Source organism: Aeromicrobium sp. 636 (assembly GCF_024433585.1).
In the GTDB taxonomy this organism is placed as follows: domain Bacteria; phylum Actinomycetota; class Actinomycetes; order Propionibacteriales; family Nocardioidaceae; genus Aeromicrobium; species Aeromicrobium senzhongii.
In genome coordinates, this window is record NZ_WNJU01000001.1 from 642,903 (window position 1) to 657,788 (window position 14,886).

General features: G+C 71.0%; 13 protein-coding genes and 1 pseudogene. 5 read left to right on the top strand and 9 right to left on the bottom strand.

Annotated elements, in window-relative coordinates; all coding sequences use genetic code 11:
* Window positions 1-21: 21 nt before the first annotated feature.
* From GL325_RS03145 to GL325_RS03160, 4 genes are read right to left on the bottom strand one after another with little or no spacing between them, the layout of a single operon-like run.
* Window positions 22-1,329 (bottom strand): CdaR family transcriptional regulator, encoded by a 1,308-nt coding sequence (locus GL325_RS03145; RefSeq protein ID WP_187768580.1) that lies wholly within the window; start codon window positions 1,327-1,329, stop codon window positions 22-24.
* Window positions 1,326-2,759, bottom strand: coding sequence for an NAD(P)/FAD-dependent oxidoreductase (locus GL325_RS03150; RefSeq protein WP_187768581.1), 1,434 nt, complete (start codon window positions 2,757-2,759; stop codon window positions 1,326-1,328). Before GL325_RS03150 ends, GL325_RS03145 begins: the two co-directional genes overlap by 4 nt.
* The gene (locus GL325_RS03155; protein WP_187768582.1) at window positions 2,756-4,549 is read right to left on the bottom strand and encodes a DUF3556 domain-containing protein; all 1,794 of its coding nucleotides are present in this window, start codon (window positions 4,547-4,549) and stop codon (window positions 2,756-2,758) included. The genes GL325_RS03150 and GL325_RS03155 overlap by 4 nt, the downstream gene beginning before the upstream one ends.
* Window positions 4,550-4,573: 24 nt before the next feature.
* A complete protein-coding gene (locus GL325_RS03160) occupies window positions 4,574-6,037 on the bottom strand; it encodes a class I adenylate-forming enzyme family protein (RefSeq protein WP_187768583.1) in 1,464 nt (487 codons plus the stop codon).
* Window positions 6,038-6,263: 226 nt separating this feature from the next.
* Between GL325_RS03160 and GL325_RS03165 the strand changes: the two genes are divergently transcribed.
* Window positions 6,264-6,461: a hypothetical protein gene (locus GL325_RS03165; RefSeq protein ID WP_187768584.1), complete on the top strand. Its 198-nt coding sequence runs from the start codon at window positions 6,264-6,266 to the stop codon at window positions 6,459-6,461.
* A 1-nt stretch (window position 6,462) separates the two neighbouring features.
* On the opposite strand, the gene GL325_RS03170 is transcribed toward GL325_RS03165, so the two are convergent.
* A complete protein-coding gene (locus GL325_RS03170; protein WP_222865868.1) occupies window positions 6,463-7,470 on the bottom strand; it encodes an asparaginase in 1,008 nt (335 codons plus the stop codon).
* A 50-nt stretch (window positions 7,471-7,520) separates the two neighbouring features.
* Between GL325_RS03170 and GL325_RS03175 the strand changes: the two genes are divergently transcribed.
* Entirely contained in the window at window positions 7,521-7,979 is a 459-nt protein-coding gene (locus tag GL325_RS03175; RefSeq protein WP_187768585.1) for an Rrf2 family transcriptional regulator, read from the top strand.
* A gap of 24 nt (window positions 7,980-8,003) precedes the next feature.
* On the opposite strand, the gene GL325_RS03180 is transcribed toward GL325_RS03175, so the two are convergent.
* The 4 genes and pseudogenes from GL325_RS03180 to GL325_RS03195 form a co-directional block, all read right to left on the bottom strand.
* Window positions 8,004-8,741, bottom strand: coding sequence for an alpha/beta fold hydrolase (locus GL325_RS03180; protein ID WP_187769011.1), 738 nt, complete (start codon window positions 8,739-8,741; stop codon window positions 8,004-8,006).
* Window positions 8,742-8,780: 39 nt separating this feature from the next.
* Window positions 8,781-9,173: pseudogene (locus GL325_RS03185) on the bottom strand (arsenate reductase ArsC); the annotation flags it as partial.
* The gene (gene arsB / locus GL325_RS03190) at window positions 9,170-10,255 is read right to left on the bottom strand and encodes an ACR3 family arsenite efflux transporter (RefSeq protein ID WP_255955465.1); all 1,086 of its coding nucleotides are present in this window, start codon (window positions 10,253-10,255) and stop codon (window positions 9,170-9,172) included. The pseudogene GL325_RS03185 and the gene arsB, both read right to left, overlap by 4 nt.
* Window positions 10,256-10,337: 82 nt before the next feature.
* Window positions 10,338-10,943 (bottom strand): phosphoribosylanthranilate isomerase, encoded by a 606-nt coding sequence (locus GL325_RS03195; protein ID WP_187768586.1) that lies wholly within the window; start codon window positions 10,941-10,943, stop codon window positions 10,338-10,340.
* 121 nt (window positions 10,944-11,064) lie between these two features.
* Here GL325_RS03195 and kdpF point away from each other — a divergent pair, with 121 nt between their 5' ends.
* Genes kdpF through kdpB form a run of 3 tightly spaced genes read left to right on the top strand, consistent with a single transcriptional unit; the run spans window position 11,065 to window position 14,881 of the window.
* Window positions 11,065-11,154 (top strand): K(+)-transporting ATPase subunit F, encoded by a 90-nt coding sequence (gene kdpF / locus GL325_RS03200; RefSeq protein WP_154595180.1) that lies wholly within the window; start codon window positions 11,065-11,067, stop codon window positions 11,152-11,154.
* A complete protein-coding gene (kdpA, locus tag GL325_RS03205) occupies window positions 11,154-12,812 on the top strand; it encodes a potassium-transporting ATPase subunit KdpA (RefSeq protein ID WP_187768587.1) in 1,659 nt (552 codons plus the stop codon). Before kdpF ends, kdpA begins: the two co-directional genes overlap by 1 nt.
* The gene (gene kdpB, locus GL325_RS03210) at window positions 12,809-14,881 is read left to right on the top strand and encodes a potassium-transporting ATPase subunit KdpB (protein ID WP_187768588.1); all 2,073 of its coding nucleotides are present in this window, start codon (window positions 12,809-12,811) and stop codon (window positions 14,879-14,881) included. Before kdpA ends, kdpB begins: the two co-directional genes overlap by 4 nt.
* Window positions 14,882-14,886: the final 5 nt, after the last annotated feature.

Here is a 14,886-nt window from a genome sequence, read left to right on the forward strand (position 1 = left end):
CACACGCTGGGCGGGCTGGGTTCAGCTCTGGCCGGGGCGGCGGTGAGCCTCGGGCTCGCGCAGCAGGTCATCGCCGAGCAGGCGGCAGGCCAGCAGCGCCAGCTCGAGGTCGACCCGGCGGTCGCTGAGCCGCTCGTCGAGCACGTCGCTGATCCGCTCGATGCGATACTTGACGGTGTTGCGGTGGACCTGCAGCGCCTCGGCCGTGGCCTGGAAGCTGCGCTCGTGGTCCAGCCACGCGCCCAGCGTCTCACGAGCTCGCGCAGCCGCCGGCGAAACCTCGCCGAGGGGTCCCAGCACGTCGCGCGCCCAGCGCCGCAGGCCGCCCGGCTGCTGCAGCAGCATCGAGATCAGGGCAATGCCCCGGCCGTCGTAGCCGACCACCTGCCCGATCCTGTCGCCGGCCGCCAGGGCCAGCTCGAAGGTGTCACGCGCCTGGGCGTGGGTGCGGCGGAAGCCGTCGATGCCCGACTCCGGCAGGCCCACGGCCGCTCCCACGTCGGGGAGCTTCGCCAGCACGTCCCGCACCTGGGGGACGATCGGCTCGGCACGCAGCCCTCGTCCGATCCACAGCCAGGCGGTCGTGCGGTCGACGGCCGAGAACAGCGGGGCCGTGCCCGTGCCGACGGTCGCCTCGAGCTCACGGCTGATCCGCTCCATCGCCACGAGCGCGTCGGTGATGCCGTCCTCGTCGCGCGACCACAGCACCAGGCCGACGTGGTGCTGGTCGAAGCGGTACCCCGTCTCGCTCTCGAAGTCGTGCACCGAGGTGTCCACCCCGCGCAACAGCCCTTGCAGCATCGCCGAGGCGACGTTGCCCGACGTGGTGGCCCAGCGGCCGCGCTCGTCCTCGTACCGGTCGAGCAGGTGCAGGCAGATCCAGTCGATGTACCGGTGCACGTCGTCGGCGATCACCCTCACCGCCCGCAGGGTCAGCGTGCGGTCGGCGTCGATGGCCTCGGCCTCGTCGAGCACGACGGTCATCAGATACTCCTGGCCCATCTGGTAGGCCCGCACGAGGGAGTACGAGGGCACGCCGCGCTGCGCGAGCCGCAGGGCGTACTCGACGGCCGCCGTCGGCGCCGCGATGCGGTCGACCGGGATCGCGTTGATGAGCAGGTGGACGATCGTGTTGATGTTGCTGTCGACGCTGGCGTCCAGCAGGTCGATGAGCGGCTGGTCCAGGTCGAGGTCGCCGATCGAGCGGATCTTGTCGGTCAGCACCCGGGTCAGGTAGGGCTGCTGCTCGGAGAGGCGCTGCCCGAGGATCGCCACGAGCCGGCGAACCTCGGCGGAGTCAGGACCCGCTCCGGGGGGCGGCTGGGTCATGGCCCGATGGTCTCGGCGATCCCCGCGCTGCGCAAGGCCCTGCGTGCGGCCAGATGACCGCACATCCCGTGGGCGCCGGCACCCGGGGGCGTCGCGGCCGAGCACAACCACGTCCCCGGCACGCCCGTGGCGTACGGATCCAGGGCCACGCGCGGGCGGAAGATCAGCTGCCGCGGCGTGTTGGCGCCGGTGACGATGTCGCCGCCCACGTAGTTGGCGTTGTCGCGCACGATCTGCTCGGTGGAGCGGACCGACATCGCGACGATGCGGTCGCGCACCCCCGGGGCGAACCGCTCGATCTGGCCCAGGATCGCCTCGGTGGCATCCCCGGCGAACCCGGAGGGGACGTGCGCGTAGGCGTCGATCGGGTGGACGTCGCCGGCCCGCCGGCCCGGATCGGCCTGCGACTGCTGTCCCAGCAGGACGAAGGGGCGCTCGGGCATCCGGCCGCGCCACACGTCGCGCTCGGAGGTGGCGATCTCGGCCATCGTGCCGCCCAGGTGGACGGTGCCCGCCTGTCGGGTGGGCTCATGGGTCCACGGCACGCCGCCCTCCACCGCGAGCGCGATCTGGAAGGCCCCTGGACCGAAGCGGTACGAGCGGTAGGCCCGCGCGACCCGGCTCGGGAGCGCATCGCCGAGGATGTCGGCGGCGGCGCCGGGACTCGTGTCGAGCATGACGATGTCGGCGTGCGCCAGCTGCTCGCTGCCGGTGACGCGAACGCCCGTGGTGACCGTGCCGCCCAGCGCAGCGAGTCGCTGCGCCATGGCGCGCGTGATGGCCGCCGACCCGCCCTGGGCCACGGGCCAGCCGTAGCGGTGGGCGGCGGTGCCCAGAGCGACGCCGATCGCCGAGGACAGTGGCGCGCCCAAGGGCCGGAAGGCGTGGGCCGCGACGCCGGCGAACAGCGCCGCCGACTCCTGCGACCCCAACATCCGCCCCAGCCAGGTGGCGGGCAGCAGGCTGGCCGCGCCGAAGCCCGCCAGCGCGATCGGGTGCCGCGGCACGTGCAGCATCGGCTGGAGGAACTCGGTGGCGATCCTGTCGAAGCGGGCCGAGAGCGGCCCGAACACGCGCCGGTAGGTGCGACCGGCGTCGCCCAGCGACAGGGCCGTGCGGTCGACGTCGCGCCAGACCGCCGCACCCCCGCCGCCGTCGAGGGGATGGGCGTACTGGACCTCGGGCCACTTCCACGCGAGACCGTCCTGCGACAGGTCGAAGGTCCGGCTGAAGGCGGTGTCGACGGCCAGTGGATGGAAACCCGAGCACTCGTCGTGCAGCACCCCGTCCACCGTGTAGTGGCCGCTGCGGGTGCCGCCGCCGATCTCGGCGGCGGCCTCCAGCACCTCGACCTCGACGCCGGCCCGCGCGAGGGTGAGGGCGGCAGCCAGCCCGTTGGGTCCGCTGCCGACCACCACCGCTGTCGTCACGTCGTCACCTTCTCCTCACCGGACAGGTCGCCCGCGGGGCGGTAGCCCGGCGCCTGCCACGTGACCGTGTGCTTGACGCCGTTCGGGACCCAGGGCTGCTCGCTCACAGCATCGCGCACGTCGTACCAGCCGCGCTCGACGACACCCAGGGCCGCGTCGATCACCTTGTACTGGACCTTCGTGGTGTGGATGGGCTGGGACTCGGTGAAGGTGGTGACCCACTCCCCCGGCTCGAACCCGCATCGCTCCTGAACCGCGGCGATCGTGCGCTCGTCGAACAGATGGCCGTCGCCGAACTGCCAGCCCAGCAGGACCGTGCAGACGACCTCGCCCTCGCGCAGCCGGTAGTTCTCGAGGGCGTCCACGTGGCGCTGCATGAGCGCCAGCTGCGCGCGGCCGTGACTGTGCATGCTGCGGAAGGCGACGCACTTCTGCAGGAAGACCTCGGCCACGTCGTAGCCGTAGAGGGCGGCGAGCTGCTCGCGCTGGATCTTCATGCCCTTCGTCAGGCCCGCGTCCAGCTTCTCCTCCGCGCCGTTCATCCGGAACGCCATCGTGCCCGACGCCCAGTTGCCGGCGTACTGGCGCATGGAGATGAGGAACGACACCCACTCGGGCTTGAGGTTGCCCAGGATCGGGCCGGTCAGGAAGCCGACCAGGACGGCCGCCAGCAGCCACGGGCTCGTGAAGTCGCCCACGCCGTAGCCGTCGCCGGCGAAGAACCCGCCGAACAGGAACGGCGTGACGAAGATGAAGAAGATGTTCCACTCCAGCGGCACCGCCAGCGGATAGGTGGAGTAGATGAACAGGTGGAACGCCATCATGCCGGCGATCGCGAGCCACGTGACCGTGGCGTTCGTGGAGAACAGAAGCACCAGGGGCAGCACCAGCTCGACGACGGTACCGCCGATGTGCGCCCAGGCGAAGGCCATCTTGGTCGGCATCAGGTCGCCGTTCTCGACGTCGCGGTAGAGCGAGCGCTTGAACCTCTTCGACGTGAGCCACGGGGTGTTGCTCATCATCGCCTGCACCACGAACGTGAGGTGGTGGCCGAACTTGGAGACGCCCGCTCCCAGCCAGATCGTGACCATGGCGATCTTGGCCACCAGGATCATGTCGACGTGGGACGCCAGCACCCCGAACGCCAGCAGGCACAGGGCGTACTGCTCTGGACGCGAGGCCAGGAAGACCACCTTGTCGCGGAACGCCATGACCACCAGTCCCACCACGTAGGCGATGAGCGGCCACGTCGCGATGAGGCCCACGTCGGAGTAGGCCGCCGCGGTCTGCTCACCCGGCAGGACGAGCGCGATCACCAGCAGCGCCACGAGGGTCACGTAGAGGGCCACGTCGAAGACGGTCCGGCCGGAGCCGGCGGTACCGGGGATCTTGTCGCCGTAGGGCGGGCAGCGCAGCGTGCCGACCTTCGTCCAGTACTTCCAGCCACCGGTGAAGGGACCGAACTTGAACGACAACGGGCCCCACGAGGCGGCGTGCCCGGTGATCTCCCACAGCACGATCCAGACCATCAGCTTCTGGTAGACGATCAGCTCGCCCCACCAGCCGCCGAGATCGAACAGGCCGAGCCCGGGGGTGGTGAGCCCGACGACGAGCCAGCCACCGACGATGAAGGCGACGGTCTTGACCAGGTAGAGCGCGTGCATCTGCTTGGGGCCGCCGAACCCGTAGTCCGCCCAGTGCAGGGCGAGCATCTTCATCCGGTCCATGACCGGCATCTGCTCGAACTGCTCCGGATCGACCGGTGGCATGTCCGCTGTCGTGAATCCCATGAACCTCGACCTTCCTCGATGTGATCAGGCGCTGCGCACGAGTCGGCGCAGGGTGGGCTTGTCGATCTTTCCGACCGGGTTCTTCGGCAACGCCTCGATGACGTCGACGGCGGCGGGCACCTTCACCCGGGTCAGCGTGCGACGGCAGTGCGCCAGGACGTCGTCCTCAGTCAGCACCGCGCCGGGGTAGGCGACGACGAACGCGACGGGCACCTCGCCCAGGACGTCGTCGGGACGGCCGACGACCGCGACCTCGAGCACGCCCTCGACCTGCGCGATCGTGTTCTCGATCTCCTTGGGGTACAGGTTCTCGCCGCCGCGGATGATCATGTCCTTGATGCGGTCGACGAGCCGCAGGTAGCCGTCCTCGTCGAGGACGCCGACATCGCCGGTGTGCAGCCAGCCGTCCACGATCGTGTCGGCGGTGGCCTGCGGCTGGTTGAGGTAGCCCTGCATCACGGTGGGCCCGCTGATCAGCACCTCGCCGACCTCACCGGCCGCGAGGTACTCCCCGTCCGGGCCGCCGATGGCGATCCGCTGTCCCGGCAGCGCGGGGCCGACGGTGCCCAGCTTCCGGATCGCGTCGGGCCGGACGGGGTTGCACGCCGAGGCGCACGTGCCCTCGGTCAGCCCGTAACCCTCGACCATGATGAAGCCGAAGCGGCGCTCGCACGCGGTCAGCAGCTCCTGCGACACCGCTGCTGCCCCGCACACGACGAACCGCAGCGACGACGTATCGGGGCGCACCTGCTCGGGCAGCGATGCCAGCAGCGCGTAGATGGTCGGCACCGCCGAGAAGTAGGTGGGCCGGATCCGCTCGACCTCGTCGAAGAAGGTCTGCGGGCTGAAGCGGCCCACGATGGTGAGGCGACCGCCGACGCGCAGCGGCGCCAGCAGCGAGACCATGACGGCGTTGACGTGGAACAGCGGCAGGATCAGCAGGCAGTGGTCGTCGGCGGTCAGCTCCATGTGGCGCGCCATCGTGTCCGACATGGCGTCGACGTTCGCGTGGCTGAGCATGACGCCCTTGGGGCGCCCGGTGGAGCCGCTCGTGTAGACCAGCAGCGCCAGGTCGTCCGGGGCGACCTCGACCGGGGCGGCGCCCGAGGGGATGACCGTGGAGAGGGAGTCCACGGTGAGAGGCCGGGCGCCGCCGGTCGGTGACTGGTCGCTCTGCACGACGATCAAGCGAGCGCCGGAGTCGCTCACCTGGTGGGTGGCCTCGACCTGGGTGAACGCCGGATTGACCGGGGTCGCGACCCCTCCGAGTCTCCACGCGGCGAACAGGCACACGACCAGGTCCACCCGGTTGGGCAGCATGATCGCGAGCACGTCGCCGCGCCCGAAGCCCTCCTGCGCCAGCCGGCTCGCCACAGCGTCGACGCGTCGGTCGAGCTCGCTGAAGGTCAGGGACATTCGGTCGTCGGCGACAGCCGGTGCGGCACCGAATCGTTCGGCCAGCGCATGAGCCAGGTACGGCAGGGTCATCAGGCGTCCTCCCGGTCTCGTCGGTGTGACGTGGACCACATGGATGGAGGCTAGGGCAGCCTCGTGACGGACTTCACCTGCGCCGGGGCAGAAACTTGGCCCGAAAACTGTGCATCGAGGACAAACACGGACCGCCGGGCCACGGCCCTTGTCATCGGTGCACAAGTCGCGGTGGAGTCTTGTCACTTCGGCCCATGCAGGGTGCGTGCCATCGACAGACTTGTCCGTGTCCTGGAAGGCACCCCCTGCACCGCACGCTCCGGCGAAGAAGGCGAAGAAGCTGCGTCACCGTGGCGGGCTGCTGAGCGACATCGTCGGCCCGGCGACCCTGGGCGAGTGGCGCGAGTTCTCCGTCGAGGAGGGTGACGCCGAGGACGTCGCCGCGTTCGATGAGCTCATCGCGAAGAGCGTCGGCACCGCCTGAGTCAGAACGCGGGGCGGACCGATCCGACGGGCTCGCCGGCACCCAGCACGGCGCGCTCGCGCAGGGCAGCGACCGCGGCCTGGTCGACGTCGTCGCCGGTGAAGGCGCCGAGCGCGTCCAGGGCCGCGACCAGCACCGGGGCCAACGGCCGCTCCGCGCCGTCGAGCACCTTGAACGCGGCGGCCCGTCCGTCGGGGAGGCCGGCCGCGAAGACACCGTCCGCGCCATCCTTGGCGACCAGGCCGGGCACCGCCCGCATGAGCGTCGTCGTGGGCCGCTGACCGCCGGCCACCATCTGCGGGAAGGCAGCCATCGCCCGCGCGACGCGCGCCTCCGGGGACTCGGGGTCGCGGGTCGGCGCGGACGCGATCCGGGCGAAGGCACGAGCCAGTCCGGTGACCGTGGTCGCGAACAGCGGCGCACCGCAGCCGTCGACGGTCTCCGTGGCGATCGGGACGCCCGTGAACTCCTCGATCGTCTCGCGGATCGCCACCTGCAGCGGGTGGTCCGGCGCCAGGTAGGTGGCCGTGTCCCATCCCGCCGTGACGCACGTCAGCAGCATGGCGGCGTGCTTGCCCGAGCAGTTCTGGCTGATCTGCTCGGCGCCCTGCCCTGCGGCCAGCCAGTCGCGCATGGCGGTGCTCCCCCACGGCAGGTCGGGAGTGTTCCGCAGCGCCGACTCGGTCTGGCCGGCGCGCGCGAGGATCTCCAGGGCCCCGGCGATGTGGTCCGGCTCGCCGTTGTGACTGGCCGATGCCAGGGCGAGCAGTCGATCCGGCAGGTCCAGGCCGTGGCGCAGCATGGCGACGGCCTGGAGCGGCTTGACACTCGAGCGGGGCCACATCGTCACCTCGGGGTCCCCGACCGCGAGCACGGACGCGCCCTCAGCATCGATCGCGGAGAGGTGGCCCAGGTGGACCGACTCGACCAGGTCACCCCTCACCACGTGCGCCAGCGGGGCCGAGGCCCCGGTCGAGACATCGGTCGGGGAAGCGTCGCGCACCGTCACACTGGGAGGATAGTCGCGACCTGACGGTTCGGCTTTGCGAGACTGACCCCGTGAGAGTCTCGACGAAGTCCGACTATGCGCTGCGTGCCCTGATCGAGCTGGCGGCCGAGCCGGAGGATCGAGCCATCACCGCCGACGAGCTGGGCAAGCGCCAGGGCATCCCCCACGGCTTCCTCCAGTCGATCCTCGGCGACCTGCGCAAGGCGGGCATCCTGCTGTCCCAGCGCGGCCAGTCCGGCGGCTGGCGGATGGCCAGGCCGGCGTACGCCGTGACCATCGCCGACGTGATCCGTGCCGTCGACGGTCCGCTCGTGTCGGTCTACGGGGTCCGGCCCGAGTCGGTCGCCTACAACGGCCGCGCCGAGGTCCTCAAGCCCGTGTGGATCGCCGCCCGCGACGCGCTGCGCGAGGTTCTGGAGACGGTCACCATCGCACAGCTGGCCGAGGGCGAGCTGCCGTCGTCGGTGCTCAAGCGCACCGAGGACGACGAGGCCTGGCGCCCGCACTGAGGCGAGGACTCAGCGCGCCCGGACTCAGCCCGCCACAAACGTGGTGAGCGCCTCGATGAACTCCGGATCTGAGACGGCGCCGAGGTGGTCCCCGTCGACGACGCGCAGGCGCCCGTCCGGAAGCGCGTCCGCGAGAACCTCGGGCTTCGCGGCCAGGACGTCGTCGCGCCCGGCCAGCACCAGGGTCGGCACGGTGACGCTGGCCAGATCGGTGGGGCCGGCGTGCAGCGCCTGCGCCTGCGCGGCGAGCGACGGCCGGTGCGATCCCATGACGTCGGCCAGCTGACGGAACAACCTGGCACCGGCGGGGTACTCCGAGAGATCGCCCTCCGCGAGCAGCGCTCCGACCAGGAGATCACCGTCCACCATCCGCGTGTCGACACCGCCGAGCTCGACGACCGCCGAACCCACTCCCCCGACGACCAGGCGTGTGACCCGCGGGTCGGCGGCGGCCACGAGCAGCGAGACGACGGCGCCCATCGAGTACCCGACCAGCTGGTACTCGCGCACGTCCAGCTCGTCCATGACGGCGGACAGGTCGCGCGCCATGGTCGGCTCGCCGAACAGCGCACGGTCGGCCGACTGGCCCGACCGGCCGTGGCCGCGGGCGTCGACCCCGATCACGCGGTGGCCGGCAGCCAGCAGCGCGTCGACGACGCCGGGGCCGACCCAGTTGGTCTCGGTCGAGGCGACGTAGCCGTGCTGCAGCACGATCGGAGGGGTCTCGACGTCGCCGTTCCACTCGTGGAACGCGATCGTCATCCCGTCGGGACGCGTCAGCTCGCGGGTGATCGGCACGCCGAGCGAGACGAGGAGGTCCTCCACCCTGCGGCGGATCTCGTCACGCACCGGACGGACGGCCTCGATCGGCTGCCCGGCCGGATCGTCGAGCACCCAGTCCTCGTACCGCTTGCCGGGGAAGTACGGGCACGCGTCGCCGCAGCCCATCGTGATGACGACGTCGGACTCGCGGACGGTGTCGTCGGTCAGCTTCCGGGGCTGCCGGCCGGCGATGTCGATGCCCTCCTCGGCCATCGCCGCCACCGCCACCGGGTTGATGCTCTCGCCGGGCGCGGAGCCCGCCGACAGCACCTCCACCCGGTCGCCGGCGAGGTGGCGCAGGTACCCCGCAGCCATCTGGGAGCGGCCGGCGTTGTGCACGCAGACGAACAGGACGGTGGGGATCGTGCTCATGGGGTCTCCTCGGTCGGGGCGAAGTAGCGGCGTGCCCACAAGGACACGTAGACCAGGGCGACCAGCACGGGCACCTCGATCAGCGGCCCGATCACCCCGGCGAGAGCCTGACCGGACGTGACACCGAACGTCGCGATGGACACGGCGATCGCGAGCTCGAAGTTGTTGCCCGCCGCGGTGAACGCGAGGGTCGCGGTCCGGGCGTAGCCCAGGCGCAGCCGACGGCCGAGCCACAGGCCCAGCCCGAAGGTGATCGTGAAGTACGCCAGCAGCGGCAGGGACACGCGGACGACGTCCCAAGGCCGGCTGACGATCGCGTCGCCCTGGAGCGCGAACATCACGACGATCGTGAACAGCAGGCCGTAGAGGGCCCACGGCCCGAGCCTGGGCAGGAACCTCCCCTCGTACCAGTCACGGCCCCTAGCCCGCTCCCCCAGCGTCCGGGTCAGGAAGCCCGCCACGAGCGGGATCCCGAGGAACACCAGCACGCTGGCGGTGATCGTCCAGACGGAGAACTCGGCGCTGGTCGTCTCCAGGCCCAGCCAGCCGGGCAGGACCTGCAGGTAGAACCACCCCAGGCCCGCGAACGCGACCACCTGGAAGACGGAGTTGATCGCCACCAGGACCGCGGCGGCCTCGCGGTCGCCGCAGGCCAGGTCGTTCCAGATCAGGACCATGGCGATGCACCGCGCGAGGCCGACGATGATCAGGCCGGTGCGCAGCTCGGGCAGATCGGGCAGGAACAGCCACGCCAGCGCGAACATCAGCGCCGGACCGACGACCCAGTTCAGGACGAGGGACGCGCCCATCAGCCTGCGGTCGCCCGTCACCCGGCGCGTCTCGTCGTAGCGGACCTTGGCCAGCACGGGGTACATCATCACGAGCAGTCCGACGGCGATCGGCAACGACACCGAGCCGATCTTCACCGCGTCGAGTGCCGCGGCCAGTCCGTCGACGGTGCGGCCGAGCACGAGTCCGGCGGCCATCGCGAGCAGGATCCAGACGGGCAGGAAGCGGTCGAGCCGCGAGAGCCGGCGCAGGACGTCCGGCTGCGCGGTGGGTGCGGCAGGTCGGGGGCTCACGGGCCCTCCCATTCATCGACGTTCATCGATGAACACCGTAGCCGATCCGGGCAGCAGCGCCCAGCCTCCGCGCGCCGAGTCGTCAGCGCGCCAGGGCCGCGGCGACGAACGACCGGATCAGCTCGGCCGACTTCTCGCCCGGTGCGACCTCGACCCCGCTCGAGACGTCGACGCCCCACGGGCGGACGGTGACGGCGGCCACCGCGACGTTCGCCGCGGACAGCCCGCCGGCGAGGAGCCACTCGCCGTCCGGAGCCCGATCGGCGAGGTCGGACAGGTCCCACGTCTGGCCCGACCCGGGCTTCGGCGCGTCCAGCAGCAGGCGCTCCTCGCCCCACGCCCCCACCTCGAGCGGCGGATCGAGGTCCAGCGACGTGGCCCGCCAGACCCGCGGCACGATCGCCGCCGCCTCGCGGAAGCCGGCCTCGTCGTAGGCCGGACCGTGCAGCTGCAGGACGTCGAACCCGAGGTCGCGAGCCGTTTGCGCCGCCTGCCCCGCGGGCATGTCGTTGACGACCAGGACGGTGTCCGCACTCCCCCGGGCCGCCGCGACGACCTCGCGCGCCTCGTCCGCGGTCGCGCGCCGCGAGCTCGTCCGGTTCATCACCACGCCGACGGCACCGGCCCCGGCCTCGACGGCGACCCGGGCGTGCTCGGCCGTGCGCAGGCCGCAGATCTTCACGTACACGCCAGTCATCCTCTCAGCGCCGTGAAACGCCGAGCGACCTTGGCGCCAAATCAGCGCGAACCGACGTCAAGATCGCGTCAAGACGGGCGCCTGGACCGTCGAACGGGTCTTCGCTGGGCTCATGAGTCCTGAGAGCGGTCTGTTGATCGCCGTCGTCGTCGCCGTGGCGGCCTACCTGCTGGTGGCCCTGATCTTCCCGGAGCGTTTCTAGTGTCCGACACCGTGGGCGGTCTGCTGTCGATCGCATTCCTGCTGGCCCTGCTCGCCGTCGCCTACGTGCCCGTGGGCGACTACATGGCGCGCGTGTTCACCGGCACCCGCCACTCGCGCGTCGAGCGGCGGCTCTACCGGATCGTCGGGGTCGATCCCGAGACCGAGCAGAGCCCGGTGTCGTACGCCGTGAGCGTGGTCGCGTTCTCGCTGGTGAGCATCGTCGTCCTGATGGCGATCCTGATGGGTCAGTCCGCCCTGCCGATGAGCCGGGACCTGCCCGGGATGCCGTTGTGGATGTCGTTCAACACGGCGGTCTCCTTCGTCACCAACACGAACTGGCAGTCCTACGCGGGCGAGTCCACCCTGGGCTTCACCGCCCAGATGGCCGGCCTGGCCGTCCAGAACTTCCTGTCGGCGGCCGTCGGGATCGCGGTCGCGATCGCGTTGATCCGCGGGTTCGCCCGCGTCCGTGACGGATCCGTCGGCAACTTCTGGGTCGACCTGACCCGTGGGACGCTGCGCCTGCTGCTGCCGATCGCGTTCGTCGGTGCGGTCGTCCTCGTCGCCGGCGGCGTGGTCCAGAGCTTCAGCGACTCCACCATGAACACGCTGGCCGGCCACTCCCAGGTGCTGACCGGTGGGCCCGTCGCGAGCCAGGAGGCCATCAAGGAGCTCGGCAACAACGGAGGCGGGTTCTTCAACGCGAACTCGGCCCATCCGTTCGAGAACCCGACCGCCTTCACCAACGTCTTCGAGATCTTCCTGATGCTGCTGTTGCCGGTCAGCCTGACCCGCACGCTCGGCACGATGCTCGGCAACCGCCGCCAGGGTCTGGCGGTCCTGGGCGCGATGGTCGCCCTGTGGGCGGTCTCGCTCGCCGTGACGACCTGGGCCGAGGTGGGGGCGCACTCGGCGACCGGCCAGGCGGCCGGCGCGGCCATGGAGGGCAAGGAGACCCGGTTCGGCGAGCGGGCCTCGGCGCTGTTCGCCGTGGTCACCACGGGCACGTCGACCGGCGCGGTCAACGCCTCCCACGACTCCCTCACGCCTGCCGGCGGCGGAACCGTGCTGGTCAACATGATGCTCGGCGAGGTGATCCCCGGCGGCGTCGGCGCCGGCATCTACGGGATCCTCGTGATGGCGATCCTGGCGGTGTTCGTCGCCGGCCTGATGGTCGGCCGGACGCCGGAGCTGCTCGGCAAGAAGCTCGGCGCACGGCAGATGACCTACGTGGCGCTGTACACGCTGACGACGCCCGCGCTCGTGCTGGTCGGCTCGGGCATCGCCATCAGCCGTGGCAGCACCGCCGACGCGATGGGCAATCCGGGCGGCCACGGGTTCAGCGAGGTCCTCTACGCCTACACGTCCGCGGCCAACAACAACGGCAGCGCGTTCGGCGGCATCACCGTCACCTCGGACTTCTTCCAGATCACCCTGGCCCTCGCAATGCTGCTGGGGCGCCTGATCCCGATCGTGCTGGTCCTGCTGTTGGCCGGCTCCCTCGCCCGGCAGGGCAAGGTCCCCGTCACGAGCGGAACCCTTCCCACCCACACCCCGCTGTTCGTGGGGATGCTGGTCGGCGTCGTCGTCATCATGACCGGCCTGACCTACTTCCCCGCGCTCGCCCTCGGACCGATTGCGGAGGCACTCGCATGAGCACCACGACACTGACCGAAAGCACCCCCGACACCGAGACCGGCGCCGGGACCGCACCCGGCGGCCCGTCCCTGCTGAGGCAGGCGGCACGCCAACTGCCCGAAGCGCTCCGCAAGCTCGATCCTCGTCACGTCGTGCGCTCGCCCGTGATGTTCCTGGTCTGGCTCGGCTCGGTCGTCACGACGATCGCCGCCCTGGCCGACCCGGACGTCTTCACGATCAGCCTGGCTGTCTGGCTGTGGCTGACGGTGATCTTCGGCAACCTCGCCGAGGCGGTCGCCGAGGGCCGCGGCAAGGCCCAGGCGGCCTCCCTGCGGGCCACCCGCACCGACACCCGAGCCCGGCTCCTGGACGAGCACGGCGCCGAGACGCTGGTGCCGGGGACGCAACTGGCCGTGGGCGACCGCGTGGTCGTCGAGGCCGGCGAGGTCATCCCCGGCGACGGCGACGTCGTCGAGGGCATCGCCTCGGTCGACGAGTCGGCGATCACCGGCGAGTCCGCGCCCGTGATCCGCGAGGCCGGCGGCGACCGCAGCTCCGTCACGGGCGGCACCAAGGTGCTGTCGGACCGGATCGTCGTGCGGATCACCGCGGCCTCGGGCGAGACCTTCCTGGACAAGATGATCGCGCTGGTCGAGGGGACGTCGCGCCGCAAGACCCCCAACGAGATCGCCCTGTCGATCCTGCTGGTCAGCCTGACGCTGGTCTTCCTCATCGCCGTGGCCACCCTGGCGCCCATGGCGACGTACGCCGGCGCCCCGCAGGAGCTCGTCGTGCTCGTCGCGCTGCTGGTCTGCCTGATCCCCACCACGATCGGTGCGCTGCTCAGCGCCATCGGCATCGCCGGGATGGACCGGTTGGTGCGCGTCAACGTGCTCGCGATGTCGGGCCGGGCGGTCGAGGCCGCCGGAGACGTCAGCACCTTGCTGCTCGACAAGACCGGCACCATCACCTACGGCAACCGGCAGGCGACCGCGTTCATCGCCGCTCCGGGCGTGGACGACGAGCGGATGCGTGACGCCGCCCGGCTCTCCAGCCTGGCCGACCAGACCCCCGAGGGACGGTCGATCGTCGAGCTGGCCCTCGAGCGCGGCGCGAGCGACGCGGACCTACCCGCTGGCGCGGACTTCATCGAGTTCACCGCGCAGACGCGCATGTCGGGCATCGATCTCGCCGACGGGACCCGGATCCGCAAGGGCGCCGGCTCGGCCGTCTCCGCGTGGCTCGGTCAGACCCCCTCGGACGACGTCACGGACACGATCAACTCCATCGCACGCGGCGGTGGCACGCCCCTGGTGATCGCGGAGCAGGACGCCGCCGGTCACGGAACGGTTCTGGGCGTCGTCCAGCTCAAGGACGTGGTGAAGCCCGGCATGGCCGACCGGTTCGCCGAGTTGCGGGCGATGGGCATCCGCACCGTGATGGTCACCGGCGACAACGAGCTGACCGCCCGGGCGATCTCCAAGGAGGCCGGCGTCGACGACTTCCTCGCCGAGGCGACCCCCGAGGACAAGCTGGCCTACATCCGCAAGGAGCAACGCGGGGGCCACCTCGTCGCGATGACCGGCGACGGCACCAACGACGCGCCCGCCCTGGCGGCCGCGGACGTGGGCGTGGCGATGAACAGCGGGACGGCCGCGGCCAAGGAGGCCGGCAACATGGTCGACCTGGACTCGGACCCGACGAAGCTGATCGACGTCGTCGAGATCGGCAAGCAGCTGCTGATCACGCGTGGTGCGCTGACCACCTTCTCGATCGCCAACGACGTCGCCAAGTACTTCGCGATCATCCCCGCGATGTTCGTCGCCGCGTACCCGTCACTGGAGGCCCTCAACGTCATGGGGCTGGCGACGGCGGAGTCGGCGATCCTCTCGGCCGTCATCTTCAACGCGCTCATCATCGTGGCGCTGATCCCCCTGGCCCTGCGTGGTGTGCGCTTCCGCGCCGCGTCGGCCCCGGCGGTCCTGCGCCGCAATCTGACCATCTTCGGACTGGGCGGCCTCGTCGTCCCGTTCATCGGCATCAAGCTCATCGACCTGCTCGTCTCGACCATCCCCGGAATCGGCTGATCATG